The sequence below is a fragment of the Rhizobium sp. BK181 genome, assembly GCF_014193305.1.
Lineage (GTDB): Bacteria > Pseudomonadota > Alphaproteobacteria > Rhizobiales > Rhizobiaceae > Rhizobium.
In genome coordinates, this window is sequence record NZ_JACHZA010000011.1 from 1 (window position 1) to 25,941 (window position 25,941).

Below are 25,941 nucleotides of genomic sequence, written 5' to 3' on the forward strand. Positions count from 1 at the left end.
TCCAATCTGAGAGTAGGTGCGTTTCATTGCATCGTCCTTGCAATTGATAACCCATTGGGATCATTAGCAAGTCGCACTTCATTCTAGAACCCACCCCGGCCACATCCATAAATCAGATAAGATAGGTTATGGAACTATCTGGTATATCCAACTTGGAAAGACATCGATCGCCTCTGACACACACACACACTGTCACCGGCGGAAGCTGTGAAGTTTCTTTTCCTTCAGGTCATCACTGTATCCTAAGACGCATTGAAAGCTTAGTTCGCTGCAAACACGCGACGGTATTAATGCGGTGGAACACAGTTCAAACGTGCCGATGGTGAAGTCAGAGGCCTTCGATATCCGCCAATTCGATATCAAAGTTCATCTGGTCGTAAGCCGGAACGACATGGTCCGGCGTCTCGGCCATCACAGTGTCGTAGTCGAGCGGCGTATGCATGTGGGTCAGGATCGCACGCTTCGGTTTCAGGCGATCGATCCAATCCAGCGACTGCTCGAGCGACAGATGGCTGGGATGATATCGGTATTGCAAGGCATCGATGATGAGAACATCGAGATGTTGAAGCTTTTCGACAGTTTCCGGCGGAAAATCACTGATATCACTGCAATAAGCCACGTCACCAACCCGAATGCCGAGTGAGTGAATATCGCCGTGTTGCTGGAGGTGTGGCCAGATGGAAATGGTTCCGCCGGCGCCGCTGATGCGCAGCGGAGAATCGAGGTTTTCGATAATTTTCGTCTCAACGATTGGCGGATAGTTGCTACCTGGCGGCGTCTCGATGCAATAGCCGAAACCTTGCCGAATGCGATCCATCGTATCCGGCGTCGCGTGGATCGGAACCCGCTGTTGGCCACCGTAGAAATAGCCGCGCAGATCGTCGATACCGTGAATATGGTCGGCATGAGCGTGTGTATAAAGGACTGCGTCGATTTGCGTGACACGCGCGGCAATCATCTGCTCGCGAAAATCCGGCCCCGTGTCGACAATGAGTGTCGTGACACCGCCATTGTCGTCGAATTGCTGCACCATGAAGGCTGCACGGGTGCGGCGGTTCTTCGGATTGGCGGGATCGCAGGCACCCCAATCGCCAGTGATGCGCGGTACGCCAGGCGACGACGAACAGCCGAGAATGGTGAAACGTCGTCTGTAACCCACGCTGTCAGATCCTTGGCATCTTCGAGAAAATGCGGAATGCGTTTTCGGTGGTGATCCGAGCCATCTCGGCATAGCTGAGACCGAGCGTCTCGGCCAGAACCTCAGCCGTATTCACGACGTAGGATGGCTCGTTGCGCTTGCCGCGCCAACGCTTCGGCGCAAGGTACGGCGCGTCGGTCTCGACCAACAGGCGGTCATGCGGGATGGACTTGGCGATGTCTCGAAGCTCCTCAGATTTCGGGAAAGTCAGGATGCCCGAAAAGGAGACGTAGCCGCCCAGTTCGACCCCGACCTTCGCGAGCCCTGGGCCCGACGAGAAGCAATGGAGAATGAAGGGGAATGCCCCCTTCCCCGTTTCCTCGGTCAGAATAGCCGCCATGTCATCGTCGGCGCTGCGGCTGTGAATCACCAGCGGCAGCTGTGTCTGACGCGATGCCGCAATATGGCGCCGCAATCCGGTCTGTTGGTCTTCCGGCTTCTGCGTATCGTAGAAGTAATCCAGACCGGCTTCACCAATCGCAACGATCTTCTCATGTGCGTTGGCCAGTCGGACGAGGTCGTCCGTCAGGATATCGAGCTCGTCGCCGGCATTGTTCGGATGGGTACCAACGGAGCAGAAGACCGACGGATATCTCTCGGTGATCGCCAGCAGACCGTCGAGCTTGCGCACGCGCGTTGAGATCGTCACCATCTGTTTGACGCCGGCATCGTGGGCGCGCCTGACGATCTCGTCGCGCTCCTCTCCGAAGTCGGCGAAATCCAGATGACAATGCGTATCGATCAGCATGACGTCCTCACGCTTCCGGCGCAACGTAGCGCGGGAAGACCGGCTTCGGCGCTTCGAGAGGCGTGCCGGTGATAAGTCGACCACTCTCGCCGAGTGCGGCGAAGTCGCGTTTTCCGGCAGGTGCCGCAACAAGATCGAGCAGCTTGCCGGCCGATTCCGGCACGAAAGGCTGAAGCAAGATCGCGATCTGGCGGACGACCTCGGCCGTGACATAGAGCACGGTGCCCATGCGCGCCGGATCAGTCTTCTTCAGCGCCCAGGGCTCCTGACCGGCGAAATAGCGATCCGTTTCGGAAACGACCGCGATGATCGAGGCCAGCGCACGATGAATGAGCTGCTTGCCCATATCGTCGCGCGTCGAAGCATGCAGCGCGTCGGCCTGAGCCAGCATGGCCTTGTCTTCATCCGTCAGCGGACCGCATTCCGGGATCATGCCGCCGCAATTCTTGACGATCATCGACAGCGAGCGGCTGGCAAGATTTCCTATGCCGTTGGCAAGATCGGAGTTGATGCGGGTGCCGATCGCTTCTTCGCTGTGGCTGCCGTCCTGGCCGAACGAAACTTCGCGAAGGAAGAAATAGCGCACCTGATCCAGGCCGAAGTGGTTCACAAGGTTGACCGGGTCGACAACGTTGCCGAGCGACTTCGACATTTTCTCGCCCTTGTTGAGCAGGAAGCCGTGCGCAAAGACGCGCTTGGGAAGCGGCAGCTTGGCGGACATCAGAAAGGCCGGCCAGTAGACCGCATGGAAGCGAATGATGTCCTTGCCGATGATGTGAACATCTGCCGGCCAGTACTTGGCGCGGGGACCATTCTTGTCTTCGATATAGCCGGTCGCGGTGATGTAGTTGGTCAGGGCGTCGACCCAGACGTACATGACGTGGGACGGGTCATTCGGGACCTTGATGCCCCAATCGAACGTCGTCCGCGAGATCGACAGATCCTTGAGCCCCGACTTCACGAACGAGATCACTTCGTTGCGACGCTCGGCCGGGCCGATGAAGTCCGGGTTGGCTTCATAGTGCGCGAGCAGCTTTTCCTGATATTCGGAAAGCTTGAAGAAGTAGCTGGCCTCTTCCACCCATTCGACCGGCGTGCCCTGCGGGCCGTAGCGCACGCCGTCGGCGCGCAGCTCGGTTTCGTTTTCCTGATAATAGGCTTCATCGCGCACCGAGTACCAGCCGGCGTAGGAATCCTTGTAGATATCGCCGTTATCGGCCATCAGGTTCCAGATGTTTCTGGACGTCTCGTGGTGACGCTCCTGTGTCGTGCGAATGAAATCGTCATTCGACGCATTGAGCAGCTTCGCCATCGCCTGGAATTCGCCGGAGTTGCGGTCCGCAAGCTCCTGCGGCGAAATGCCTTCCGCGCGAGCCGTCTGCTGCATCTTCTGGCCATGCTCGTCGGTGCCGGTCAGAAAGAACACATCCTTGCCATCAAAGCGCTGGTAGCGCGCCATCGCATCCGTCGCGATCAATTCGTAGGCATGGCCAATATGCGGCTTGCCGTTCGGATAGGAAATCGCGGTGGTGATGTAAAAGGGTGTCTTGTCTGTCATGGCGGCCATTCTTGTCCGGCTTACTCTATAAAATTTGTTAGCCGCTCTTAGCGCATGTCATGGCGAAGCGAAACACCAAGTTTCGAAAGCATCGGCGATTTGCCGATGACTGTGTGCTGCACTTGACTCGATTTTAGGCGCATTCTACCCAAAGAAAACTCAAAAGGCGGGGCATCGGCGACGTGACATCTCCAGCACTTGGCAACAGCATTCGCGTGCAGGACCGAGGTCGCCTGTTTGACTGACTTTTCGAGCTTCGACCCTCTCTACTCCCTCTCGGGGCTACTCGTCGGCGCGCTTGTCGGCATCACCGGCGTTGGCGGCGGATCGCTGATGACGCCACTGCTGGTGCTGGTCTTTGGTGTTCATCCGGCCACGGCCGTTGGCACCGACCTGCTTTACGCGGCAGTCACCAAGACGGCAGGCACGGCGGTGCACGGCATGCACGGTAGGATAAACTGGCGTATCGTCGGCTGTCTTGCCGCTGGCAGCGTTCCAGCTGCCCTATTGATGCTTTGGCTGATGGCGGGTGTCGACCGCAAGAGCGTGGAAGTCGCACACACAATCACGACGGCACTTGGGTGGCTGCTTGTCATGACGGCGTTGATGCTGGTTTTTCGCAAGCAGGTCCTGGCTTTCGCCTTACGCGCAATCGGAGAGCGCTCTCCACCTAAGCCGGTTACGGTTGCCATCTGGACAACGGTGCTCGGCCTGGCTCTTGGCATCCTGGTGACCCTGACATCGGTTGGTGCCGGCGCCCTGGGCGTGACTGTCCTGCTGGTGCTCTACCCGCGACTTGATGTCCGAGAAATCGTCGGCTCGGATATCGTCCACGCCGTCCCGCTGACGCTGATTGGTGGCATGGGCTATTGGATGATCGGTGAGATCAACTGGGGAATGCTATTTGCGCTTCTGGTTGGCTCGATACCGGGCATCATTGCCGGCAGCCTGATCGCACCAAAGCTTCATGAACGAACGATCCGCGTCGTCCTCGCGCTGACACTCTGCGTCGTCGCCTGGAAGCTGCTGGCGACCTGATCAAGGACCAGGCTGCTTGATGTCTCCGAGGATGCTGAGGATCGTCTGCTTCCGATCCAAGTTGTAATCATCCGAAACCGTCAGCCGCTCGCTTATGTCGGAATGCAGGCGGGCGAGCCGCTCGGCCGCAGCAACTTGCCCCGCAACGGCAGCCGCCCGCGCCCTGCGCATCAGATCCTCGCCGACGTGACCCGTGAAGAACTCAAAAATTGTGTCGCTGTCCCTGCCGGAAAGGGCATCCGCCAGCCGATGCATCGCCCTGCGCGCGGATGCCCCTTGCGCTCGCAGAACCTCGTTGTAGGCTTCGACAATCTCGCCGCCGCCGTAGTTCACCAACTTCAGCGCCTCGCCGACGCTGCCGTTCGCGGCGGCAAGCAGATCAGGGTCGCCGGCCTCGATGCCAAGATGTGCAAGCGCCGCGCCGAGGGCGCCGTCTTCAAGCGGCGCAAGCTTCAGCGGCAGGCAGCGCGAACGAATCGTTGGTAGCAGTTTGCCGGGCGCATGCGAGATCAGTAGGAACAGGGCCCGCTTCGGCGGCTCCTCAAGAATTTTTAGGATCGCATTCGCGGCATTGCGGTTCATGTCATCCGCGGGATCGATGATGACGATCCGCCAATTACCGGTGCCAGATGTCTGTGAAAAGAAGCGCCCTGCCCGCCTCACCTCATCGACAGTGATCGCGGACTTGACCTTCCCCGTCTTCTCATCAACGGGACGCGCCAGGTAAAGCAGATTGTGCGACGCGCCGGAGACGATCTGGCGGCTAACCGGTGAAGCGGGATCAGGATCCGCCAACAACTCCGGCGCACGCGCAGGATCGGGATGCGTTAGGACATGATTTGCAAACCGGAACGCCAGAGTTGCCTTGCCGATGCCCGGCGGCCCCTCGATTAGAACCGCGTGGTGGCCCTTACCCGAGCGGTACGATTGCGCAAGGAACTCCTCGGCGTTCTCGTGACCAAATAGCTTCATGTTCTCGGCTGGCCAAATGGCGCCGTCGAGCAATCCCGGCCGTTCATCACTCATGCGCTGCTTCCGTCACCTTCGCCGCCGCCGGGTGCTGCAGACCCTGCCAGACGATCTCCAGAATCTCTGCCGCGATGGCCTCTTCAGTCTGCATTGCGTCGATCACGCTGCAACGGCCTGGCTCGCGGGCGGCTATATCGAGAAAGGCTTCCCGGCGCTTCTCGTGGGTCTCGAGCTCTTCCTTCTCGAAACGATCCGGGCTTAGGTCGATCGCCACCCCCCGCCTGCGGGCACGCTCCAAGCCGGCCTGGGCCGGCAGATCGAGAACAAGCGTGCAATCCGGCACGATCCCATTCACCGCCACGCGCTGCAGCGCCTCGATGAATTCCGACTCCAGATTGCCGGTCACGCCTTGGTAGACGCGGGAAGAATCCATGAAACGATCGCAAAGGACGACCTTTCCGCCCGCAAGCGCGGGTCGGATGATTTCCTCAACGTGATCATTGCGCGCAGCTGCAAAAAGGATCGCTTCCATGCGCGTTCCGAACGCTTCCGCTGCACCCGACAAAAGCACATGACGTACGGCCTCCGCACCGGGCGAGCCGCCCGGTTCCCGCGTCAGCAGCACGTCATGGCCGCGAGCACGCAGAGCCTCGGCAAGGCGACGGATTTGGGTCGATTTTCCCGCGCCCTCCCCGCCCTCAAACGTTACGAACAATCCACGACTGGATGGCAATGACTACTTCCTGCATTACGGCGCTCGTCCGCACCACTGCCGTACATCTAGCGAAAGGCAGCGAAAAACGGAACCGCCCGACGACAATAACTCCCACCCTGAAGGGCGAATATGGCGATCACGTGGGTTCGGGCTTGTCCCACAGCCAAGAGAACAGCAGCGTTTCGGCGAGTTCCATGAGAGCATCGACGGCGCGGCTGCTCAAAGAGCCCACTGCCACTGTCTCTTTCGTATAGAGCGGCACCTCACGCAGCAGGCGGGCCCCCGCTGAGATGCGAAGCGTCCCGATTTCGTGCCCGGCCTCCACCGGCGCCATCAAAGGCCAGCGGTAAACGATGCGCGCCGACAACCGCTCGGGATTGTTGATTGGTATATAGACACTCACAGGAGCCTTTGCGACGAGGTCGACGCTACGCGACGTTCCTCCATAAACGCTTGCCTGGCCAATTATCTCCGCATCGGCAAAAATCTGGCGGCTTTCGAATGCGGTCAGCCCCCACTCGAGCACCCGCTTCGCTTCCTCCGTGCGTTCCTTGTCGGAGGCGATGCCGCCAAGGGCCATGAACAACCTCCTGCCGTCGCGCTCTGCCGAGGCGACGATCGAATACCCCTCGCCCTCGGCAAAGCCGGTCGCCAGACCATCAACCCCCATGCCGAAACCAAGCAAGGGATTGCGGTTGCGCTGAAAAATCCTGTTCCACTCAAAATCCGGCTGAGCGAAATAGGGATAGAGGTTCGGATAGGACTTCTGTAATTCCGCAGCCAGTGTCACCATGTCGAGCGCGGTCGTCTTGCTCTTGCCATCGGGCAGTCCGGTCGAATTGCCGAAGATGGACCGCTCCATGCCGAGGGTCTTAGCCCGCCGGGTCATGGCGGCGGCAAAGGCAGGTTCGCCGCCACTCATTCCTTCAGCGAGAATGATGCAGCTGTCGTTAGCGCCCTGAATGGCGATGCCCTTGACCAGATCCTCGACGCGGACATTCGATTTGAGGGCAGCAAACATCGTTGCCGTGCGCGATGGCGCACCCCCGGTTCGCCAAGCATACTCGGAAACGGGATATTGCGTATCGAGGGTGATCTGGTTCTGCGCGAGCGCGTCAAAGACGAGATCCATCGTCATCAGCTTCGCCAGCGACGCCGGCGAGAAAGTCTGGTTCTCGTTCTTGGCAAGAAGCACCGTGCCGGTGGATCCTTCGATCATATAGGCTTGCGCAGCCTTGGTGACAAAGGATGCGTTGGTGTCACCGCTTGCGGCAACGGCGGCTGTTGCAAAAGGCAGGATACAAACACAGAGGCGAGCAAGACGCTTCAACACCGAAAACCCCATAGCTCGGGCGACTTTGAAGATGCTAATGGCGGACCGACCGCAACGCAACGGCGTCTGTCACTTACCGGATACGGCCGTCGGCTTCTGCCGCTTGAAGGATGCAAGGATGGAATCCGGCGTCAGCCCATCGTTGCGAACCATCACCGCATCGAAGGCGAGCTCGACGGTCACGGTCTTTACGCCCACGTCCTGATACCCCATTGCGAGAGAACCCAGCGAGCCGCCGTTGGGACGCTCGTATGGGAAGGGTCCAAACTCCGGCAGGACAACCATCGGCCCGGCCCCTGGCTCCGCCAAGGGAGCGACGCCACCGAAAGACGGCGACGGCATTGGCGTCGGAATAGGCGCAGCGTTGCGGGCACTGGGGGTCGAGCCGGCATAAGACGTCGCCGAGACCGGCACGGGCACATTTTCTGGATCGGGCGTGAAACCGCCAAAGCCTTGCAGCTGATCTGCCGTTATGCGCTTGCTGTTGGAGGCGACCATGACGCCACTGGCGATCTGTCCGCCGCCGGGATTGATCCCTGGAATGCGGCTGCCCTTCGGCACATAGGAGGCCATCAGATAAGGCATGTCGTGGCCATCCATGCGGGCACGACCAACATACTGAACGCGGACGTTTCCGGTACCACTATGCTGCAGATCGAGCATATCAGCGGTCTTATTGGACAGGTCGATAATACGCCCTTCGTGATACGGACCACGGTCGTTGACACGCACGATGACGGACGCACCGTTTTCCGTGTTCGTCACGCGCGCATAGCTCGGCAAGGGAAATGTCGGATGTGCGGCGGAAAGGTGCATCTGGTCGTAGACTTCACCGTTTGCCGTAAGGCGACCATGGAAGGCCGAGCCGTACCAGGACGCGATGCCGACCTTGTTATAGGCGAAATCTTCCTTCGGATAATACCACTTGCCCTTCACGACATAGGGGTCTCCGACCATGTACCGGCCGCCGCCCTTCGGGATATTGTTCCCGGTGGCAACGCGCGGACTGGCCTTTACGCCGTATTCCTTCTCGGAAAAATATTCCTTGCCGTGCGTGCGTTTTGTCGGTGTCGGCGCGGTGCCACAAGCCGTAACCGTCGCACAGATCAGCGATAGCCCAACCCATCGCATTCCTGTTGCGAATGACGCCGCCCCGCACTCTCGTCTCATATGTCCCACGCCGCTCAAGACCGTTATGGTTAAGAAATCTGCCCCGATCTGGGTCAGACACCCCTAATCCCACCAACCTAACGAGACTTTAATCATGCGGCTTTCATGGCAATTTTGCGAAGCATTTCGCCAAGCTAGGAATAATTCTAATTAATATGGTTAATAACTCACTAATTTAAGACTCCGGACAATGCGCGCTTCACGGCTGACGCACCAGGCGCAAAGCTCCTTCCATTACGAACTCTACGCCGTTAGAACCAGTTGACGCTGTCAGCGAACGGCTTTAAACGCTCCATGCCTGCGTTGACCGCGACAGGCGACGCAGCGGAAGCGCCGGTTTCAAAAACGGCATTCAATCGACTGCATGGAAGAGTGTCCGAGTGGTTTAAGGAACCGGTCTTGAAAACCGGCGTGCGGGAAACCGTACCGTGGGTTCGAATCCCACCTCTTCCGCCAATCATATTGATTTAATTGCGTTTTTCATACCATCTCCTTGCCGCACCTGAGAATGGCCGCTGAGACACCGGCGGCACACAAGCCAATGATGGCTGCTGATTGGATAGCGATACTCGCCCCTTGTGACAGCCAGCGCGACGTTTGCGTTGGAGTTGAAGTGCTGGTTCGGCAAAAGCCCGCCCTTCATCTCTCAGCAGTGACCGACGCCGCCATCCCGAAGTCGACGAGAGACAAACTTGTGCTAAGGCGATGGCAATGGACAAGTGGGCCAGCGGATCTCCAACTCCGGCCACGCATACGGGACTCCTTTTGGTAATCGGCAGGAACAAAAGCCGAGTACTCGCTCGTCAGTAGGCGCAGGAGAGCGCGTTGGTCGGTCTGAAGCCATGGTTGCAGGCGGGATTCACGGAATGCCGTGGTTGGTATTGGAAATCAGCGCGATTTGAATTTTGCTGGGTCGTACAAGCCGAAGATAGCGCGGCCAGCCCGATCAACACGCCGGCCACTACGAGAGTCCGAAATTTGCTCATTTGTGTCTCCTCGCATGGTGAATTATGTGGGGGACAATCTACCGCTCCAATATTCATCGGGCGAGCCCACCTGCGGCCCCAGTTCGCGACACTGAGGAAGAGGACCAGTTGGGGGGGTAGTTTCCGATATGAAGAGCGTCCCTCGCAGGACCGCGCTCCGCTTTTGCAGCAACACTTTTCGCGTTGAGCTCAAAGATCCGATGGCGGGCACGGTGTGAGTGGGGCGGTTAGGCGTGCTTCAACGCACGTTCAATCACGATCCGGGCAACAATTGATAATATTTGCAGTGATTTTCGCCAAGGGATCAACACAGCTCCGTTGGCCGCTGGTCGACCAAGAGAGAATCACAGTTAACCAACTCCGAGAGACGAGCCGGAGATCAGGGTATCGTCGCCCTGCACAACTGGTATCGATGCGAACCGCTGCCGATCCCCGCCGTGAACACGGTGCAACTCTCGGGATCCAGGGTGAATCCTGCCTGCGCAACGATCTGACCAGCCTGCTCGCGACGTGCCCGCTCCGAGGCGCTCACATCGACCTTCCTCGATTGCGGCACGTCAAGGCGGCACGCGGCATCGTCGGCCTCCGAGCCGACAACATCTGCCCGCAGGCGCAACTGCGAGACGATGGACCGGAGAAAGCCGCAGCCCTTTGGGCTCGCAGTCAACTTTGTCCGACGTGCAAGGTCATCGTAAAAGGCCATATCGGAGGCACGGGTGTTATCTTCACCGTCCGTGATTACAAAGATCGGGCCGCCGCGTCCCCGTGCAATCTCCTGGGCCTTTTCGTTGTAGGCTGGAGTCGCGGGAAAAGCGGTCGCCAGGCCGACAAAGGCGATCTCAGGGTGAAAAAGACTGACCAGCCAACCCAGCGGTTTTTGGGCGCTTGCCAGGAGAACGGTCGCGCGAGTGGGATCAGGCAGCGCTGGGGCTTCTGCGTGGTATAGCGGGTCTCCCCATCCCTCATGGCCCCAGGTACGAGCTCCGGCCGTCAGAACAACCGCGGCCGCGGCGACCAACAACCATTTGGCTGTGCGACGGGCATATGTATAGGGACGCAGCTGCGTCAGAAGGATGAACAACGCGAGCGGCAAAAGGACTTCAAACGACACCATGTATCTGGAGATGCTAAAGAATTGCATCCACAGCAGATAAGCTGTCGCGATGAAGAGTAGCAGGAACGATGCCTCGGGTCTAAGGGTGGGCGTCGCGGCACCAAGGTAGCGAGCCCAGAGCTTTCGCAGCGTCCAGATCCAGAACGTCACATAGACGATGGGCCAGATGATTTGCCTAAGGGGTAGCTCGCCAACTCTGCGAGGGTTTACGGAGAAAATGAACGGCCAAAAAAACGTCTCGAGGAGGCCTTGCGGGCGCCAACGCATGTCGGCGACGCCGACTGGCGCAACAAGCGGGTGCGGAAAGACGTTGCTGAATTGTGGAAAGAGCGGATTACCGAATTCTTGTGCCAACCGTATCATCCAGTGGGCACCCGTTATGGCAAAGCCAATTATTGCAGCGACGCCGAAACCAATCGACAACCACAATCGCAGGGGCAAGGTACCACGGCCGCAGAACAATAAGGCGACACAGATCGAAAACGCAGGGACGACATTTGTCAGCTTCAGCCCCATGCTGAGGCCAGCCAACAAGCCAGCGGTCACAAGGAGCATCGCCGCCGCCATGTTGCAACTTCGGAGAGTCGACCAATTTGAAACGATGATAGAGACTGAACCGAGAATGAAGAGTGCGGTCGTGTTGTCTCCCATGGAATTGCCAACTTCAGACAAAAAGACCGCGGTGAGGCACCCCGAAAGCGCAAGCAGGATCGGCAGACGGTATCGATCCTCAATGGGCCTTTCCGGAAGGACTACGGACGCAATACCCATAACCAAGACGAAAGTCATGCCGTGCAGCATCCCTTGCAAGAAGCCTGACATTGCGGGAGGCAGCGTTCGGTTGAGAAGATATGGGAAGAGGTCTAGTGTCGGATTGAAATATCCCTGAAATCCAGCAGGTGCCAGGTCGATTGACACCTTGCCATTCATCAACGCGAACGGCGCATAGACGTGATAGTTGTAGAGGTCCCAGTTTGCATCCGCACCCAGGATCACCGAGTAGAAGCCGAATAATAGCGGAACGATGATGGCGGCCACTAACGGCGCCTGCGGTTTATTGAGCAGTGCCGTTCGCCCCTCAGCTTTTGACACCCTCATTTCGGCGACCGTACCAGATCTGGTTTGAATACCCACAATTTCGCACCTACGAAATTAAAACTCATGCCAGCGAGAGAGCCGCCGGCTACCGCAATTGCGGGCAATAACCAGAGCTTCGGAAATGACAAGACGATTAAGCTGTAAACCACGTAGTTGAAGAATCCGCCCAGTAACATGGTGGCGAAATACCGCCACCACTCCTTTTGAACTTCCTGATCGGGCCCGCGCTCAAAAGTAAAGTGCCGGTTGATTTGCCAAGTTGCGAGTACCGCAGCGAGGAACGAGATTGATCGGCCCAAAAAGAACCCTAAGCCGCAGTGCACGGCGAGCAGCAAGACACCCAGATCAACCGCAAAACCGACGATGCCCGCGACAGCGAAGCTCAGTATCTGTCTAGGCAGTTCAGCCATGAGTACCTGAGCGCCAAAGCCCTGGCACAGCGAGATAGGCAAGGCGCTTTATTTCCATGCGGCCTCTCGTAACGGTGTTCAATACGATGCCACATGTTAAGAGCAGCGCACCGAATAGCATGAGTGATGCCGCCAGCACAGCAGTCGGGATGCGAGGAACAAGGCCTGTTTCCAAATAAGTTGCCAGAAGAGGAAGTGCGAGTATCACCGAGGCAGCAGCGCAGAATAGAAATCCTATTGCAAAGAATACGAGCGGCTTCTCAGCCTTGAAAAGACGGAATATTGTGAGAAGAATCCGCAGTCCATCACGATATGTATTAAGCTTGCTTGACGAGCCCGGGGGGCGCGACCGGTAGACGGTCTTTATCTCTGATACTGGCATCCGGAGTTCATAAGCGTGTACTGTCAATTCCGTTTCGGTCTCAAAGCCGGAGGCGTGGGCAGGGAACGACTTAACAAAGCGCCGCGAGAACACCCGATAACCCGAAAGCATATCAGTCAAAGACCGTGCAAAAATCATCATTACGCAAGCGGTCAAGAGCCAGTTTCCAAACCTGTGTCCGGGCCGATATGCCTCCCGCTCTGTGGAAGTTCGGCTAGCCACTACCATGTCCAAGCCATGCGCCAACATTTCCTCAATCAGAATTGGTGCGGCGCTCGCATCGTATGTCCCGTCGCCGTCAATGAGCAGATAGACGTCCGCTTCCACATCGGCAAACATGCGCCTGATGACATTGCCTTTGCCTTGCTCACGGACAGTGTTGACAATTGCGCCTGCCTCCCGCGCGCAGGCGATCGTCCGGTCAGAAGAATTGTTATCAAAGACGTAGATCGTTGCGTCGGGAAGTGCCACGCGAAAATCGCGGACGACCGCTCCAATCGTGACCTCTTCATTATAGCAAGGGATGACAACGGCGACACGCGCGCGGAAGCTTGGCGCTTCACGGCTGCTTGATTCGACCGATTTGGTTTCTTGCTTTCTTTCTGTGATCATTCCGCGACTAATTTCAGTTTTGAGAGGATGGTACTGCGAGCCAGACGTAGTGTTCTTGTCCATACTAACACGCTGACGACGTCAATACCGCGTACGCGCCGGAATGCCCTTTTTCTCTTACGGAGGTCCGATTGCGGCAATAGCAATCTTTGGCGAACAGCGGGGACTTTGGGAAGAGAAGTTGCAACATTTCCACGGCGAAGTGGAACAATGACGCGCACTTGCGGCCGCCAGCTCGCCGGGCAACTATCTCGCCATACATGCTTTTTTACTTGATATTTAAGTAGTGTAGACTGAGGTGCCACACGCCTGAAGCTGACGGGGATAGTGGGAATCCTTCGCGATGAGCATCGAAAACCACTCGAATGCGCCTGGCGCCAACATCCATATAAACCACTATTGCTGTGTCACGGGATGCAGGAAATGGGGAGGCTTCGGGCACACATCGTCGAAGAGCGGCGAAACGCGATGGTGGTGTGCTGAGCACTATCCGCATTGGCAAGAGATCAAGAAGGCGGACGGCCGAGATTAGCGATCCGCTGCTATCGAATCACAGCGCTCCGTCAATAGCTGCACGAGCGCCCGTCGCTTGGTCTGAAGCCATCCTCGCAAGCTCGATTCATTGAATCCCCAGGCAAATAGCCTGAGGCAGAGCCCATCGAGTTCGGGGGGGTCGCGCACGCTGATGCGAGCGCGGAAAGGCCAAACATCGCTCCGGCTGCCATCAAAGCGCGAAATCTGCTCATGCTCGTTTCTCCTGCCCGGCGGTTATGCTCACGACGCAATGTATCCGTGCCTCCCAGCAGATGCGAGGGGCATCACGCGTAAAAGTGGAAATAAATGGGCAAACGGCGCCAATGACCTTCTTGCTGTGTGCGACCCTACCCTACTCGCATTGGTCCAGCAAACGCGAGAAACAGGTGGGAGTTTGTGCCGCCATGCGTGCCGAGGCACGACAACATGGCGAACAACAAAAGAGGCGCCGAATTTCGCCGCCTCTCAATTTTTGGGCAGAGCCGTGAAGCGCTTCAAGCCAGTCTGCGTAGAATGGGCGCCCGGGCGTACCCGGCTCCCACCCGAAAGATTACGCCTGCGGCTGCTTGGTTTTGCGCAGGTACGGAAGAATCGTGTCGAACGAACCGAACCGGGTTATGGCGTCTTCGTTCGAGACGGCCGCCGTGATGATCACGTCCTCGCCCTGCTGCCAGTTCGCAGGCGTTGCAACCTGATGCTTCGCCGTCAGCTGGATGGAATCGATGGCGCGCAGGATCTCGTTGAAGTTCCTTCCCGTCGTCATCGGATAGGTGAGGATCAACTTGATCTTCTTGTCCGGGCCGATGATGAAGACCGAGCGGACGGTCGCATTGTCGGCGGGTGTCCGGCCCTCCGAGGTTTCACCGGCTCCGGCCGGCAGCATGTCGTAGAGCTTGGCAACCTTCAGCTCATTGTCGCCGATCAGCGGGTAGTCGACATCAAAGCCTGTCGCCGTCCTGATGTCGCTCTTCCACTTGCTGTGACTTTCTACCGGATCCACGGAAATACCGATAATCTTGGCGTCGCGCTGCCGGAATTCGGGCTCCAACCCCGCCATCGCGCCAAGCTCGGTGGTGCAAACCGGCGTGAAGTTCTTCGGATGCGAGAAGAGAACCGCCCAGCCATCGCCGATCCAGTCATGGAACTGGATGGGACCCTGCGTGGTGTCCGCGGTGAAATCAGGTGCAATATCGTTGATACGGAGGCTCATGAGCGGTGACCCTTGTTGGTAGGTGATATCGGCTTTCAATGGTGGGTGATTGTGTAGCTGTTTTTTGTCGCCATTCAAGCACTTGTGCCCAAAATGGTCACGGCAGCGGATAGCGCCTGGGCCCGCCTGATTGGCCCTCACAGTATCCCAAGTAACTCTGTCGCTGGTTTGACGCTCGACAGCACGGTCGATCGGTGCGCCGGCACAGTAATCCCTACCACGCGGAAGACGACGCTCTGCCGAGTAACGGCCTTTTCGTCGGTATCTTGTCGAGGTGATGCGTTCTGGCCTTCAGCTTCTCGAAAATACGATAGCCACCCGGCCAGCGGCCATAGCCACTGGCGACGTTGATGTGCCCTGCCAGGCCGACATTGTGCAGCTCGCTGCCCCAGAGGCGAGCAAAGAGCGTCAAGCGATCGAGCGACATGTAATGATCGTTCAGGCTTCCAATCACCATGCTCGGAAACGGCAACTCGGCCGTCGGCATCGTACCGAAAGCAATCCGTCCTGGATGCAATCTGTCGGTCGCCGGCAGGTCGCAGGGCGCAACCAGCAGCGCTCCCCTCACTCGCGCCACGGAGGACCTACCGGCGAGGCTTGCCGCCAGCAGACATCCTAAACTATGAGCAACGATGTAGGCTTCTCCTGCATCTTCAAGTGTCGCCTCAAGCTTTGCCCGCCATGTCATGAGGTGCGGGTTGTCCCAGTTGTCCTGTTCGACGAGCCGACTTTCGGGATGATCCTGTAACCAGGCGGTTTGCCAGTGCGTGTTCTCTGATCCAAAAAGACCGGGAAGAATAAGTACTGGCGTCATCATCAATCCTTATCGCGGCGTATGAACGAGCTATTGGTCCTAGAAGATCCCAAGGGTGGCTGCGAAGAGGAACCCGAAAGCGAGGATCGTGGCCGCTTGGGCGGCAAGGTCTGCTGCGGCACCCGCAAACCGGAACCGCGGAGCGACGCGGCGATCATCGAAAACGACCATCTCGATCCTTCTTTCATTACCAGGGCCCGGGAGATGGGTTCCAATAGTAGATTTCGTAATCGCGGGCAGTCGGCTCGCCTTCCCTAGTCAGTTCACTCCATGACCCACCCGGATGCGAAAGACCGTGGCGAATCACCGACCAGAACCATAGAAAAAGAGACTGCATCCTCATCTTTCCTTCCTCTCGCTCAAAATGAGTTGGTTGCGCCTGGCGTTCGCAAGCAGCTCCGCCGCACCGGCGACGGGACCAAACAGCATCAGGAGGCGATTCTGCTCGCGTATCGTCAGCCGGTAGCGGCGCGCGAAGTCGAACACGCTCCAAAACTCGCCTCCCATTGCCGCTTTCTCTGGACTGGCCATGTCACCCTCCCTCGCCCGTTCACTCGGCCGCCTGCAACGAACCCCTTGCGGACGGCACGAAGGAGAAGCTGCCAAGCTCACCGACGACAGAGCCGATGCGGGTAGACAGCGCTTCGGATGCAACCTTGTAGTCGACGAAATCGCGGTCCGAGGCATAGACGGCCGTCGGCAGTGTGTGGGCCATGAAGAAGCCGAAAAGCGGTCGCAGTTGATGCTCGACAATCAGCGCATGGCGGTCCCCACCGCCGGTTGCGGAAATGATGATCGGTTTGGCCCGAAGTTCGGCTGGCTCGATCAGATCGATCAGGTGCTTAAACAGGCCCGGGTAAGACCCCTTGTAAGTCGGCGAGCCGATAACAAGAACGTCGGCTTTGACGATGTCATCGATCACCTGGCTAGCCTGCTCATCCAACTCGCTTCGCCACAAGGCAGTTCCGAGAGACGGCCCCAGGTCCTTGAGATCGTAAACCGTCTTGGAGAACCCGTAGGTTTCTGCAGCAAGCCCAGCAATGTGCCCGACGAGGGCAAAGGTCTTGGATGGACGGTTGAAACTACCGGCAAGGCCCACCAATCGCAGCGACATATATCTCTCCTTCGTTATTGCATCGAATATTGTCTATAAAATTAGTGAACAAAAGAAATGAAGTTTCCTTGTGCGGGGAGAGCTTGAAATTCGATGCTCTCATATGCCCCATCACACACACCTTGGCTTCCGCCGTTCGCCTAAGCCGACCGCAAGATTGAATGTAGTCGGTACACCGCTTCCGGCCGGTTCGGGCTAGTGAAAGGCCGCCTCTTCGGCCACTCGGTTTTGGCGAGCATTGAGGAACTTTTGGCCGCGTCGGTCGTTAGTTGATTGCAGTGTCTGAAATCTGCGCTGCCGGACCAGCATCGCCTATGTAGGTCCGTTTAAAAGGCCCGGTGGACTATATCCCGCCGGGCTTTCTTTGTGGCCGTCCCTCTCTTCGTCTCCCGCACTCGCTCAGGCGCGAATTTGGTTCGTTTTGAACAACTTGCGGTCTCGCGCATTACTTAACATCTTCAACTGGGAAACGCCTCAATGACGATCACCGCCAAAGTCGCTGCCGCCTTGTGCCTGCTCATCGCCCTCACCTCGTGCGCAAACACCATCAAGGGTGTCGGGCGTGATGCCGCTAATACCGTCAACGCTACTCAGAACGCCGGCAATCGCGTCGCGAATGCTGCCCGTTGATCTCGCTGTAGCCTCACGGCCCGTGACTTAGCCGGGCAAGACGGTTGATGATCGAACCCAGCCGAGCCTCCCTCGGCTGCCACTCCAGATGCTGTTTTCCGCGCAGAAAGCAAAATCTGCTCGAGGGAATCGGTAGGCCTTGAAATTGCACTGCTGCGAGCAAAGATTCTGTTCAATGCGATGGAGGCTCGGCCATGTCGAACTATAGAGAGGAAAGGCGGTTTCGGTGTCAGGACGACAGAGGGAAGACTTATGTCGTCATTCAGCAGATGAGGATTTCCGGCCAGAACGCGGCTTCGCCCAAGACTGACTATATGACGGAGGAAGGCGAGATCGTGAATCGGCTCGATGAAGAACATTTCCTGCTTCTGCTCGATGGCCAGATACTGCACGTTCCGCATATTTCCGACACTGATCACTGACCGGCAACACCGATCCTGCGTTGATAATTAAGCGTGCCGCCGCCCTGCGACGCGCTCAAGAAAAGCGCGCACTTGACGCGCCCGGCCTGCTGCGGCACCCCGCATCGGCCATTTAGGGAATCATCACCGCTGTTCGGGAACTTGCCGAGCATGACTGTAAGATGAACGCCGGCTTCAGTGCACATTCATTCGTCGGCCCTAATCTGTTCAACCAAGAGCGCTTCGAGGGCGCTACGTCAGAGACACATGGAGACTGACTATGAGAAAGCTTGTTATTGCGGCCGCCGGTCTCGCGACGCTGCTTGTGAGCGCGCCCGCCTTTGCAGACGGCGTCTACTTCGAATTCGGCGGTGGCGGCCCGCGTTACTATGACGATCAGCCACCTCCGCGCTATTACAGGCATGGTCCGCGCTATGCCTATGATGACGAGGACTATGATTACGATCGTCCCCGTTACGCATCGCGGCAAAGATGCTGGGAAGAGCCTTACCAAAAGAAGAGCCATCATCACTATATCACCAAGTACCGGACCGTCTGCCGGGATCGTTGATGCTGGCGTCTGATAACGCCTGAATGCCTGATGGCGCGCCAGTTGGCGCGCCATTTCTGTTCTGGGACGCTTTGCGCGCTTGGCAGATGCTCGATTATCCGAAAGCGCAAAAAGGTGATTGGCCCCGAAGCCTAGCCTGGGGTAGGACTTCGCCGATGATTGCTTGCCGCCGGAGTGCCTAAGTGTCGATTGCCGATATTTCGTTATTGAGCGCCCTTTTTGCCGGCGCGCTGTCGTTCTTATCTCCTTGCGTACTGCCTCTCGTTCCGCCCTATCTTTGCTATATGGCTGGCATTTCCGTCGAGCAGTTCCGCGGTGGCAACGCGGTCGCCGTTGTGCCGAACGGCCGACGGGACGTTTTGTTTTCAGCCCTTTTCTTCACGCTCGGATTCGCCACCGTTTTCGTCGCCCTCGGGGCCGGGGCATCCAGCATTGGGATGGCGCTTCGCCAACATCTCGATCTGCTGGCAAAGATCGGCGGCCTGATCATCATCGTTATGGGTCTGAATTTCCTGGGGATCTTTCGGATCGGACTCCTAGCCCGTGAGGCGCGTTTTCAAGGCAGCGGCAAACCGGCGACATTGACCGGCGCATATGTGATGGGCCTAGCCTTCGCCTTCGGCTGGACGCCTTGCATCGGCCCCGTGCTCGGCGCGATCCTTGGCGTTGCGGCTTCGCGAGAAACCGTCGGCTCGGGTGCCGGTCTGCTGGCCGTCTATTCCCTTGGTCTTGCCATACCTTTCTGGATTGCGGCAGGCTTTTCCGGTGCCTTCATGGGCTTCCTGACGCGCTTCCGCCGACATCTCGGGACGGTAGAGAAAGTTATGGGCGTATTTCTCGTCCTAACTGGTCTCGCTTTTATGTTCGGTTTCGTCAGTGATGTCGCAATCTGGTTCCAGCAGACCTTTCCAATCCTGATGAAAATCGGCTAAGCCGAAACCGCGCCGCGGAAATTTGCATTGGAATAATAGTTGTCCGATATCGTCAGTTTGCTTCTGCCGTTCTTCGGCTTGATCTTCATTGGCTATATCGCAGGCAAAGTGACGAAGCAGCCGGCCGGGGCGCTCGGCTGGATGAACACCTTCATCATCTATGCCGCCCTACCCGCGCTCTTCTTCAAGCTAGTCTCACGCACGCCCTTCGAGGATCTGACGCGCATCGATTTCATTGCTACCGACCTCGCGGCAACCTATTCAATCTTCGTTGTGCTGTTTGCGATCGGCCGATGGGTCCGGGGCAATTCGCTGGCAGACTGCACAATCCAATCCTTTGCCGGTGCCTACGGCAATATCGGCTATATGGGGCCGGGGCTCGCCTTGCTGGCACTCGGAGAAGGCGCGGCCGTGCCGGTGGCGCTGATCGTCTGCCTGGAGAACGCGCTGCATTTCATCGTCGCTCCGGCGCTCATGGCGGTGGCTGGCGACGACCGGCGCTCCGTTGGTCGCCTGGCGATCGATATCGCTCGGAAGGTGGCTTTTCATCCCTTTATTCTATCGACAGCCCTCGGCTTTGTTGCCGCCGGCCTGCACGTCGATCAGCCGCTTGCATTCCAGCGCTTCGTCGATTATCTCGCGCAGGCTGCCGCGCCGTGCGCCCTCTTTGCAATGGGGGTGACACTGGCACTTCGGCCATTGAAGCGCGTGCCTGTTGAGATCGGCTACATCGTTCCGGCGAAACTGATCGTTCACCCGATCGTCGTCTATCTTGCACTGACCACCGTCGGTGGCTTCGATCCAATCTGGATCTACGCAGCCGTCCTGCTCGCGGCCTTGCCGACGGCGACCAACGTCTTCGTCATCGGGCAGCAATATGGCGTCTGGCAGGAGCGCGCCTCAGCAACAATCCTGATCACGACGGCGCTTTCCGTCGTGACCGTCTCGGCCGTCCTGATCGCGATCAAGTCAGGCTTTCTTCCGGCTTAGCCTTTCCTTGATCGCGCCCGGGAGATCGCGCAATCCCCGTCCGGGCTCGATACCCTCGCGCATGACGATGCTGCGTAGCGGCGGCAGCGCCGACAGGATATGCAGACCGGCCGCGCGCATCATCTGAACCGCCAGGAAATCGGACAAAAGCGAACGGTTGAGAAGATCGACGCTTGCGGTGCGGGTCATGATATCGGCGCGACGCTTACGATCGAACTGGTCGCCGGCATCGGCAGCGATCGGCAGCTCCGGCCGCGTACACAGAATGTCCGACAGCGCCAGCACATCGCGCAGGCTGAGATTGAGCCCCTGTGCGCCAATCGGTGGGAAGACATGCGAAGCTTCACCAATCAGGGCAATTCGTCCCTTGCCGGAGCGATGGGCCATCATGCCTGACAGGGGCCAGAGCTGCACGCCCTCTTCGACAGTCACCTTGCCGAGCAGCGACTGCATGCGCTCCTCGACGACATTGCTCAGTTCAACGAGCGAGAGTTCATTGCGAGCCACGGCATCCGACGGGTTCTGGACCCATACGAGGCTGGAGCGGTTGCCCGGCAGCGGTACCTGAGTGAAGGGGCCACTTTCGGTGTGGAACTCTGTCGAGATATTCTCGTGCGGCAGCGAATGCTCGAAATTCAACACCATGGCCGATTGCGGATAGGACCAGGTTTTCACGTCTATGCCGGCGGCCTCGCGCAGCTTCGACTTGCGCCCATCGGCGCCAACCGCGAACGACGCGGACAGGATTTCGCCATCGGCGAGCGTGACGATCACCGAATCGGCATTGATATCGATGACGTCGGCGAAGGAGCTGAAGCGCGTGATGTTGCCTTCAGCGGCAATCGCTGCCTCCAGCACTTCCATCAGCGCCTTGTTCGGGAAATTGTAGCCGAAGGCCTCGAGATCGAGTTCAACGGACCGGAAGGTGGTGATCGGCGCACGCAACAAGCGATTCGTGCCATCGATGATCCGCATCGTCGAAAGCGGAGCAGCCGCCGGGCGCAGCTTCTCCCAAAGGGTCAACCTGTCGAGGAAACGGATCGACTGATCCATGAGCGCGGTCGTGCGCCGGTCCTGGCTCGCCGACGGCGGAGCAACAAGAGCAACGTTGCGTCCGCCGCGAGCTAGCGCGATGGCGGCGATCATGCCGGCAAGTCCGCCACCGATCACCGCGATTTCAAAAGTCTTCATTGCACCGTTCCGTCAATTCTTTGACGGCGATCCGGTGCTTACGCAGCCGGCTTCGCCTGACGGCGCCAACTATAGCCTTTGCCGGCGTCCGCGTCACGCACAGCCGGTTGATAATGATGCGGAATCCCCGGCAGACGATGTTCCGTGAGACGCTTTATCGCAGTCTCGTTGGTGACAGCGAAGCTGTCGATCCCGACACGCTGCATCAGCGGAATCTGATCGATCAGCACATCGCCGACGGCACGCAGTTCGTTGGTGTATCCCAAGCGGTCGCGCAACAGGGATGCGTGGCTGAAGGCCCGGCCGTCGTTGAACGCCGGAAAAGCAACAGCAACAATCTCCAGGCGGTACAGGTAGGGCTCGAGCTTGCGGACATCATCAGCCGGCTTGATCAGCACGCCGAAGCCGACCTCGTTGCTCTCGTCTGCCTTGGCGATCAACTCGTCAAGGCCGAGAAGGGGCTTCTTCCCCTCGCCTGCCTTCACCTCTTCCGTCTCGATCACCCACGGATCGTTCTCGACGAAGCCTGCTTCTCTCCAGATCTTGGTCATCGTCCTCTCCTTACGCCGCTTCTGCCGCTGAACCATACAGCGCGTCCTTGAACGGCTGCGGACCGACGCGGCGATAGGCTTCGAGGAAGATTTCAGACGGATCCTTACGGATTGCCAGATAGGTGTTGACGATCGTTTCGATCGCGTCGGTTACTTTTTCCGGCTCGAAGCCGCGACCGATGATCTCGCCGATCGACGTATGCTCATCGCCGGAGCCGCCAAGCGTGATCTGGTAGAGTTCAGCGCCCTTCTTTTCGACGCCAAGCAGGCCGATATGGCCGACATGGTGATGGCCGCAGGCGTTGATGCAGCCGGAGATTTTGATCTTCAGTTCGCCGATTTCGGCCTGACGATCCGGATCGCCAAAGCGCCGGGAGATTTCCTGCGCAACGGGGATCGAGCGCGCATTGGCGAGCGCGCAGTAGTCCAGCCCGGGACAGGCAATGATATCGGTGATCAGACCGGCATTGGCTTCGGCAAGGCCGATGGCAACCAGACCGCGATAGACAGCCTCAAGATCAGCAAGCGCCACATGCGGCAGGATCAGGTTCTGCTCATGGCTGACGCGAACTTCGTCAAAGGCGTATTCCTCGGCGATATCGGCCACCGCATCCATCTGGCTGTCGGAAGCATCGCCCGGAATGCCGCCGATGGGCTTCAGGGAGATCGTCACCATGCCGTAGTCGGGATGCTTGTGCGGCTGCACGTTCTGCTGAACCCAACGGGCGAAGGCCGGGTCGGCCTTCTTCCAGCGAGCGAGGTTTTCCCATCCTTCGGCACGGTCAGGCAGAGCCGGTGGCGCGAAATATGTAGCAATCGCTTCGACATCCGCCTCGGGTAGCTTCAGTTCGGAGTCCTTGAGTTCCGCGAACTCGGCCTCGATCTGACGGGTCAGTTCTTCCGTCCCCGTTTCGTGCACGAGGATCTTGATGCGAGCCTTGTACTTGTTGTCGCGGCGGCCGTTGAGATTATAAACGCGGACGATCGCGGTCGTGTAGGACAGCAGATCTTCTTCGGGCAGGAAGTCACGGATCAGCTTGGCGATCATCGGCGTGCGGCCCTGGCCACCACCGACGTAAACGGCAAAGCCGATTTCGCCCTTCTCGTTTTTCTTCAGATGCAGGCCGATGTCATGGACTTGGATCGCCGCGCGGTCGCGATCGGCGCCGGTGACGGCGATCTTGAACTTGCGCGGCAGGAACGAGAATTCCGGATGCACGGACGACCACTGGCGCAAAATTTCGGCATAGGGTCGCGGATCAGCCACTTCGTCGGCTGCAGCGCCAGCGAAATGGTCGGCAGTCACGTTGCGAATGCAGTTGCCCGATGTCTGCAGTGCATGCATTTCGACGGAAGCGAGTTCAGCCAGCGCATCCGGGATCTCGGACAGCTTCGGCCAATTGAACTGCAGGTTCTGGCGGGTCGTGAAATGGCCGTAACCACGGTCATACTTGCGCGCGATATGGGCGAGCATGCGGACCTGGCGCGAGCTCAGCGTGCCGTAGGGAATGGCGATGCGCAGCATGTAGGCGTGAAGCTGCAGATAGACGCCGTTCATCAGGCGCAGCGGCTTGAACGCATCCTCGGCCAGCTCGCCAGAAAGGCGGCGCTGGACCTGGTCGCGAAACTGCTCGACGCGCTCGGCGACAAAAGCGTGGTCAAATTCGTCGTAACGATACATCTGCTTCCTCAGACTGCGATGAATGCGGGGTCGGCCGGCTGGTAGCCCGGCGCGTATTCCATGGTCGGACCCTGGGCGCGAATGCGCTCGCGAAGACGCAACGGCCAGAGCACGCCATCAGTTTCCTGAACCTCGACAACGGCGACGTCCACCACCTGGTTGTCAGCATAGGACTTCTTGCCGATTGCTTCCAGCGCCGCTACGGCCTCTGCATGACGGGCAACGAGGGCTTCCTGCAGAGAAACGACCCATTCGCCATTGGCGTTCAGCCAGACGGCAATGCCATCCGTCAAGCGGTTGGCGGTGAGAACCTTGTCTGCCATCTTCAGCTCCTTGCAAATTCCTCGGACCGGGCGCGTTGGCGCACCAGCGGTTCCGACAGTTCGAAATTGGCGCCTGCAACCGCATCGCCGATAATGACCATGACCGGACCGGTCAACTCGTCGCGGTGCTGCAGATCAGGAAGATCCCGCAGAATACCATGCAGCAGGCGGCGATCGGAACGGCTTGCATTCTCAATGACGGCGACGGTCGTTTCCGCGGGCAGGCCTGCCTGCATCAGGCGCTCGGCCACGGATGCCGCGACGGTGCGACCCATGTAGACGGCGATCGTTGCGCCCGAGACCGCAAGGCTCGCCCAATCCGGCAAGACGTCACCGGTCAGATCGTGGCCAGTGGTGAAGACCAGCGACGACGCCACGCCCCGCAGCGTCAGCGGCAGTTCGAAATCGGCGGCAGCGGCGAAAGCCGACGTGATGCCTGGTACAACTTCATAGGAAATGCCTGCAGCCCGCAGTGCAGCCATCTCCTCGCCTGCCCGGCCGTACACGAGCGGATCGCCGGACTTCAGACGAACCACCCGCTTGCCTTCACGACCGAGATGCACGAGCAGATCGTTGATCTCGTCCTGGGACTTCGAATGGCATCCCTTACGCTTGCCGACAGACAAACGCTCGGCGTCACGGCGGCCCATATCGACGATTTCCTGCGGCACGAGGGCGTCGTAGACGATGACATCGGCCTCCATCATCACACGCTGGGCGCGCAGCGTCAGCAGATCCGCGGCACCGGGACCGGCGCCGACGAGCCAGACGTGGCCCTGGACCTTTTCGGCGGACTGCAACAAGCCATTGGCCGCACGCCGCGCCTGCGGCAGGTTCTCGTTCGCGACAGCATCGGCGACAGCGCCTGAGAAGAAGCGGCGCCAGAAAAGGCGGCGGGCAGCGCCCTTGGGCACAATCTGCTCGACAGCCTTACGGTAACCGATCGCGAAATCGGCAAGACGACCGAGCGACGGCGCAAGCAACTGATCGACCTGTGCACGGATCATCTGCGCCAGAACCGGGCCGGCTCCTTCCGTGCCGATAGCGACGGCCACCGGCGCGCGATTGACAAGCGCTGGCGTGAAGAAGTCGCAGTAATCAGGCTGATCGACGGCATTGGCCGGCACCTTCTCGGCGCGCGCCGCCTCAACGATGGCGCGATCCTGCGCAGCATCTCCGGTCGCCGCGAAGACGAGTGTTGCTCCGACGATCTGTTCGGCAGCAAAGCCTGATCGTACGGTCTCGATCCGGTTGGCGATCAGAAAGGCATGGTAATCGGCCTCAGGACGGTCCGTATAGGCAACGATCCGCGCCTGGGTATTGAGGAGCAGGCGGACCTTGGCGAAGGCCTCGTCGCCATTGCCGAAGACAGCCGCGATCCTGCCTTCAACGCGGAAGAAGGCAGGAAATACCGACAGTTGTTCAGTCTTGGGAGACATCATCAATCCATTTCGAAGTTGCCGGAATATGCACTCTCTGCCCAACCAAATGAAGAAACAGAAATTCCAATGCCCGCGCGGGCGCGTATTCTTTTACTCGGTCTTCCAATGATTTGAGTAAAAGTCACCGGTGCGGCGCAGCGGACACACCTGCGTCTGCCGCAGCGCAGCAGAAAGACTGTGACAAATCCCGCTCGCTGTCGAAATCGGCGTTTGCCTCGCCTGCCGC

Annotated in this window: 27 protein-coding genes and 1 tRNA gene; 7 read left to right on the plus strand and 21 right to left on the minus strand. The window is 58.6% G+C overall.

The window, feature by feature from the left end; all coding sequences use genetic code 11:
* Positions 1-328: 328 nt before the first annotated feature.
* The 3 genes from FHT77_RS21435 to metG are packed head-to-tail and all read right to left on the minus strand — an operon-like array spanning position 329 to position 3,504.
* Positions 329-1,159 carry an MBL fold metallo-hydrolase gene (locus FHT77_RS21435; RefSeq protein WP_183756891.1) on the minus strand — a complete coding sequence of 277 codons (831 nt, stop codon included), beginning with the start codon at positions 1,157-1,159 and terminating at the stop codon, positions 329-331.
* 4 nt (positions 1,160-1,163) lie between these two features.
* Positions 1,164-1,946 carry a TatD family hydrolase gene (locus tag FHT77_RS21440; RefSeq protein WP_183756892.1) on the minus strand — a complete coding sequence of 261 codons (783 nt, stop codon included), beginning with the start codon at positions 1,944-1,946 and terminating at the stop codon, positions 1,164-1,166.
* A 7-nt stretch (positions 1,947-1,953) separates the two neighbouring features.
* Positions 1,954-3,504 carry a methionine--tRNA ligase gene (gene metG, locus FHT77_RS21445; RefSeq protein ID WP_183756893.1) on the minus strand — a complete coding sequence of 517 codons (1,551 nt, stop codon included), beginning with the start codon at positions 3,502-3,504 and terminating at the stop codon, positions 1,954-1,956.
* 237 nt (positions 3,505-3,741) lie between these two features.
* Between metG and FHT77_RS21450 the strand changes: the two genes are divergently transcribed.
* Positions 3,742-4,542 (plus strand): sulfite exporter TauE/SafE family protein, encoded by an 801-nt coding sequence (locus tag FHT77_RS21450; RefSeq protein WP_183756894.1) that lies wholly within the window; start codon positions 3,742-3,744, stop codon positions 4,540-4,542.
* Here the strand turns inward: FHT77_RS21450 and FHT77_RS21455 are convergent, their stop codons facing one another.
* The 4 genes from FHT77_RS21455 to FHT77_RS21470 all read right to left on the minus strand — a co-directional run bounded on the left by FHT77_RS21455 (position 4,543) and on the right by FHT77_RS21470 (position 8,729).
* Complete coding sequence (locus FHT77_RS21455) at positions 4,543-5,568, minus strand: DNA polymerase III subunit delta' (RefSeq protein ID WP_183756895.1); 1,026 nt, start codon at positions 5,566-5,568, stop codon at positions 4,543-4,545.
* Entirely contained in the window at positions 5,561-6,244 is a 684-nt protein-coding gene (gene tmk / locus FHT77_RS21460) for a dTMP kinase (protein ID WP_183756896.1), read from the minus strand. The genes FHT77_RS21455 and tmk overlap by 8 nt, the downstream gene beginning before the upstream one ends.
* A gap of 118 nt (positions 6,245-6,362) precedes the next feature.
* Positions 6,363-7,559 carry a D-alanyl-D-alanine carboxypeptidase family protein gene (locus FHT77_RS21465; RefSeq protein WP_312859768.1) on the minus strand — a complete coding sequence of 399 codons (1,197 nt, stop codon included), beginning with the start codon at positions 7,557-7,559 and terminating at the stop codon, positions 6,363-6,365.
* 69 nt (positions 7,560-7,628) lie between these two features.
* Entirely contained in the window at positions 7,629-8,729 is a 1,101-nt protein-coding gene (locus tag FHT77_RS21470) for a septal ring lytic transglycosylase RlpA family protein (RefSeq protein WP_183756898.1), read from the minus strand.
* Positions 8,730-9,095: 366 nt separating this feature from the next.
* Between FHT77_RS21470 and FHT77_RS21475 the strand changes: the two genes are divergently transcribed.
* Positions 9,096-9,185 (plus strand) — tRNA-Ser (locus FHT77_RS21475).
* A 909-nt stretch (positions 9,186-10,094) separates the two neighbouring features.
* Here the strand turns inward: FHT77_RS21475 and FHT77_RS21480 are convergent.
* The 9 genes from FHT77_RS21480 to msuE all read right to left on the minus strand — a co-directional run bounded on the left by FHT77_RS21480 (position 10,095) and on the right by msuE (position 17,003).
* Positions 10,095-11,867 (minus strand): hypothetical protein, encoded by a 1,773-nt coding sequence (locus FHT77_RS21480; RefSeq protein WP_183756899.1) that lies wholly within the window; start codon positions 11,865-11,867, stop codon positions 10,095-10,097.
* A gap of 56 nt (positions 11,868-11,923) precedes the next feature.
* On the minus strand, positions 11,924-12,337 hold the full coding sequence (locus FHT77_RS21485) for a GtrA family protein (protein WP_183756900.1): 414 nt from the start codon (positions 12,335-12,337) through the stop codon (positions 11,924-11,926).
* The gene (locus tag FHT77_RS21490) at positions 12,330-13,331 is read right to left on the minus strand and encodes a glycosyltransferase (RefSeq protein WP_183757025.1); all 1,002 of its coding nucleotides are present in this window, start codon (positions 13,329-13,331) and stop codon (positions 12,330-12,332) included. Before FHT77_RS21490 ends, FHT77_RS21485 begins: the two co-directional genes overlap by 8 nt.
* Before the next feature lie 563 nt (positions 13,332-13,894).
* Entirely contained in the window at positions 13,895-14,077 is a 183-nt protein-coding gene (locus tag FHT77_RS31510; protein ID WP_246720037.1) for a hypothetical protein, read from the minus strand.
* 338 nt (positions 14,078-14,415) lie between these two features.
* Positions 14,416-15,075 (minus strand): peroxiredoxin, encoded by a 660-nt coding sequence (locus FHT77_RS21495; RefSeq protein WP_183756901.1) that lies wholly within the window; start codon positions 15,073-15,075, stop codon positions 14,416-14,418.
* Positions 15,076-15,289: 214 nt separating this feature from the next.
* The gene (locus FHT77_RS21500) at positions 15,290-15,889 is read right to left on the minus strand and encodes an alpha/beta hydrolase (RefSeq protein WP_183756902.1); all 600 of its coding nucleotides are present in this window, start codon (positions 15,887-15,889) and stop codon (positions 15,290-15,292) included.
* Positions 15,890-15,928: 39 nt separating this feature from the next.
* On the minus strand, positions 15,929-16,060 hold the full coding sequence (locus FHT77_RS31950) for a hypothetical protein (RefSeq protein ID WP_281412577.1): 132 nt from the start codon (positions 16,058-16,060) through the stop codon (positions 15,929-15,931).
* Between the two features lie 168 nt (positions 16,061-16,228).
* Positions 16,229-16,420, minus strand: coding sequence for a hypothetical protein (locus FHT77_RS21505; protein ID WP_183756903.1), 192 nt, complete (start codon positions 16,418-16,420; stop codon positions 16,229-16,231).
* Between the two features lie 19 nt (positions 16,421-16,439).
* Positions 16,440-17,003, minus strand: coding sequence for an FMN reductase (gene msuE, locus FHT77_RS21510; RefSeq protein WP_183756904.1), 564 nt, complete (start codon positions 17,001-17,003; stop codon positions 16,440-16,442).
* A 477-nt stretch (positions 17,004-17,480) separates the two neighbouring features.
* Here msuE and FHT77_RS21515 point away from each other — a divergent pair, with 477 nt between their 5' ends.
* The 5 genes from FHT77_RS21515 to FHT77_RS21535 all read left to right on the plus strand — a co-directional run bounded on the left by FHT77_RS21515 (position 17,481) and on the right by FHT77_RS21535 (position 20,527).
* On the plus strand, positions 17,481-17,633 hold the full coding sequence (locus FHT77_RS21515; RefSeq protein WP_016553871.1) for a hypothetical protein: 153 nt from the start codon (positions 17,481-17,483) through the stop codon (positions 17,631-17,633).
* Between the two features lie 194 nt (positions 17,634-17,827).
* On the plus strand, positions 17,828-18,055 hold the full coding sequence (locus FHT77_RS21520) for a hypothetical protein (RefSeq protein ID WP_114712659.1): 228 nt from the start codon (positions 17,828-17,830) through the stop codon (positions 18,053-18,055).
* Positions 18,056-18,314: 259 nt separating this feature from the next.
* Positions 18,315-18,605, plus strand: a complete 291-nt coding sequence (locus tag FHT77_RS21525) for a hypothetical protein (RefSeq protein ID WP_183756905.1) — start codon at positions 18,315-18,317, stop codon at positions 18,603-18,605.
* Between the two features lie 182 nt (positions 18,606-18,787).
* A complete protein-coding gene (locus FHT77_RS21530; RefSeq protein ID WP_183756906.1) occupies positions 18,788-19,537 on the plus strand; it encodes a cytochrome c biogenesis CcdA family protein in 750 nt (249 codons plus the stop codon).
* Positions 19,538-19,576: 39 nt separating this feature from the next.
* Positions 19,577-20,527 carry an AEC family transporter gene (locus tag FHT77_RS21535; protein WP_183756907.1) on the plus strand — a complete coding sequence of 317 codons (951 nt, stop codon included), beginning with the start codon at positions 19,577-19,579 and terminating at the stop codon, positions 20,525-20,527.
* Here the strand turns inward: FHT77_RS21535 and FHT77_RS21540 are convergent.
* The 5 genes from FHT77_RS21540 to cysG are packed head-to-tail and all read right to left on the minus strand — an operon-like array spanning position 20,507 to position 25,712.
* A complete protein-coding gene (locus tag FHT77_RS21540; RefSeq protein ID WP_183756908.1) occupies positions 20,507-21,718 on the minus strand; it encodes a UbiH/UbiF family hydroxylase in 1,212 nt (403 codons plus the stop codon). The genes FHT77_RS21535 and FHT77_RS21540 overlap by 21 nt on opposite strands.
* Positions 21,719-21,756: 38 nt before the next feature.
* Positions 21,757-22,269 (minus strand): DUF934 domain-containing protein, encoded by a 513-nt coding sequence (locus FHT77_RS21545; protein ID WP_183756909.1) that lies wholly within the window; start codon positions 22,267-22,269, stop codon positions 21,757-21,759.
* A 10-nt stretch (positions 22,270-22,279) separates the two neighbouring features.
* Positions 22,280-23,950: a nitrite/sulfite reductase gene (locus tag FHT77_RS21550; protein WP_183756910.1), complete on the minus strand. Its 1,671-nt coding sequence runs from the start codon at positions 23,948-23,950 to the stop codon at positions 22,280-22,282.
* Between the two features lie 8 nt (positions 23,951-23,958).
* Complete coding sequence (locus FHT77_RS21555; RefSeq protein WP_183756911.1) at positions 23,959-24,273, minus strand: DUF2849 domain-containing protein; 315 nt, start codon at positions 24,271-24,273, stop codon at positions 23,959-23,961.
* A 2-nt stretch (positions 24,274-24,275) separates the two neighbouring features.
* Positions 24,276-25,712 carry a siroheme synthase CysG gene (gene cysG, locus FHT77_RS21560; RefSeq protein ID WP_183756912.1) on the minus strand — a complete coding sequence of 479 codons (1,437 nt, stop codon included), beginning with the start codon at positions 25,710-25,712 and terminating at the stop codon, positions 24,276-24,278.
* Between the last annotated feature and the right edge of the window lie 229 nt (positions 25,713-25,941).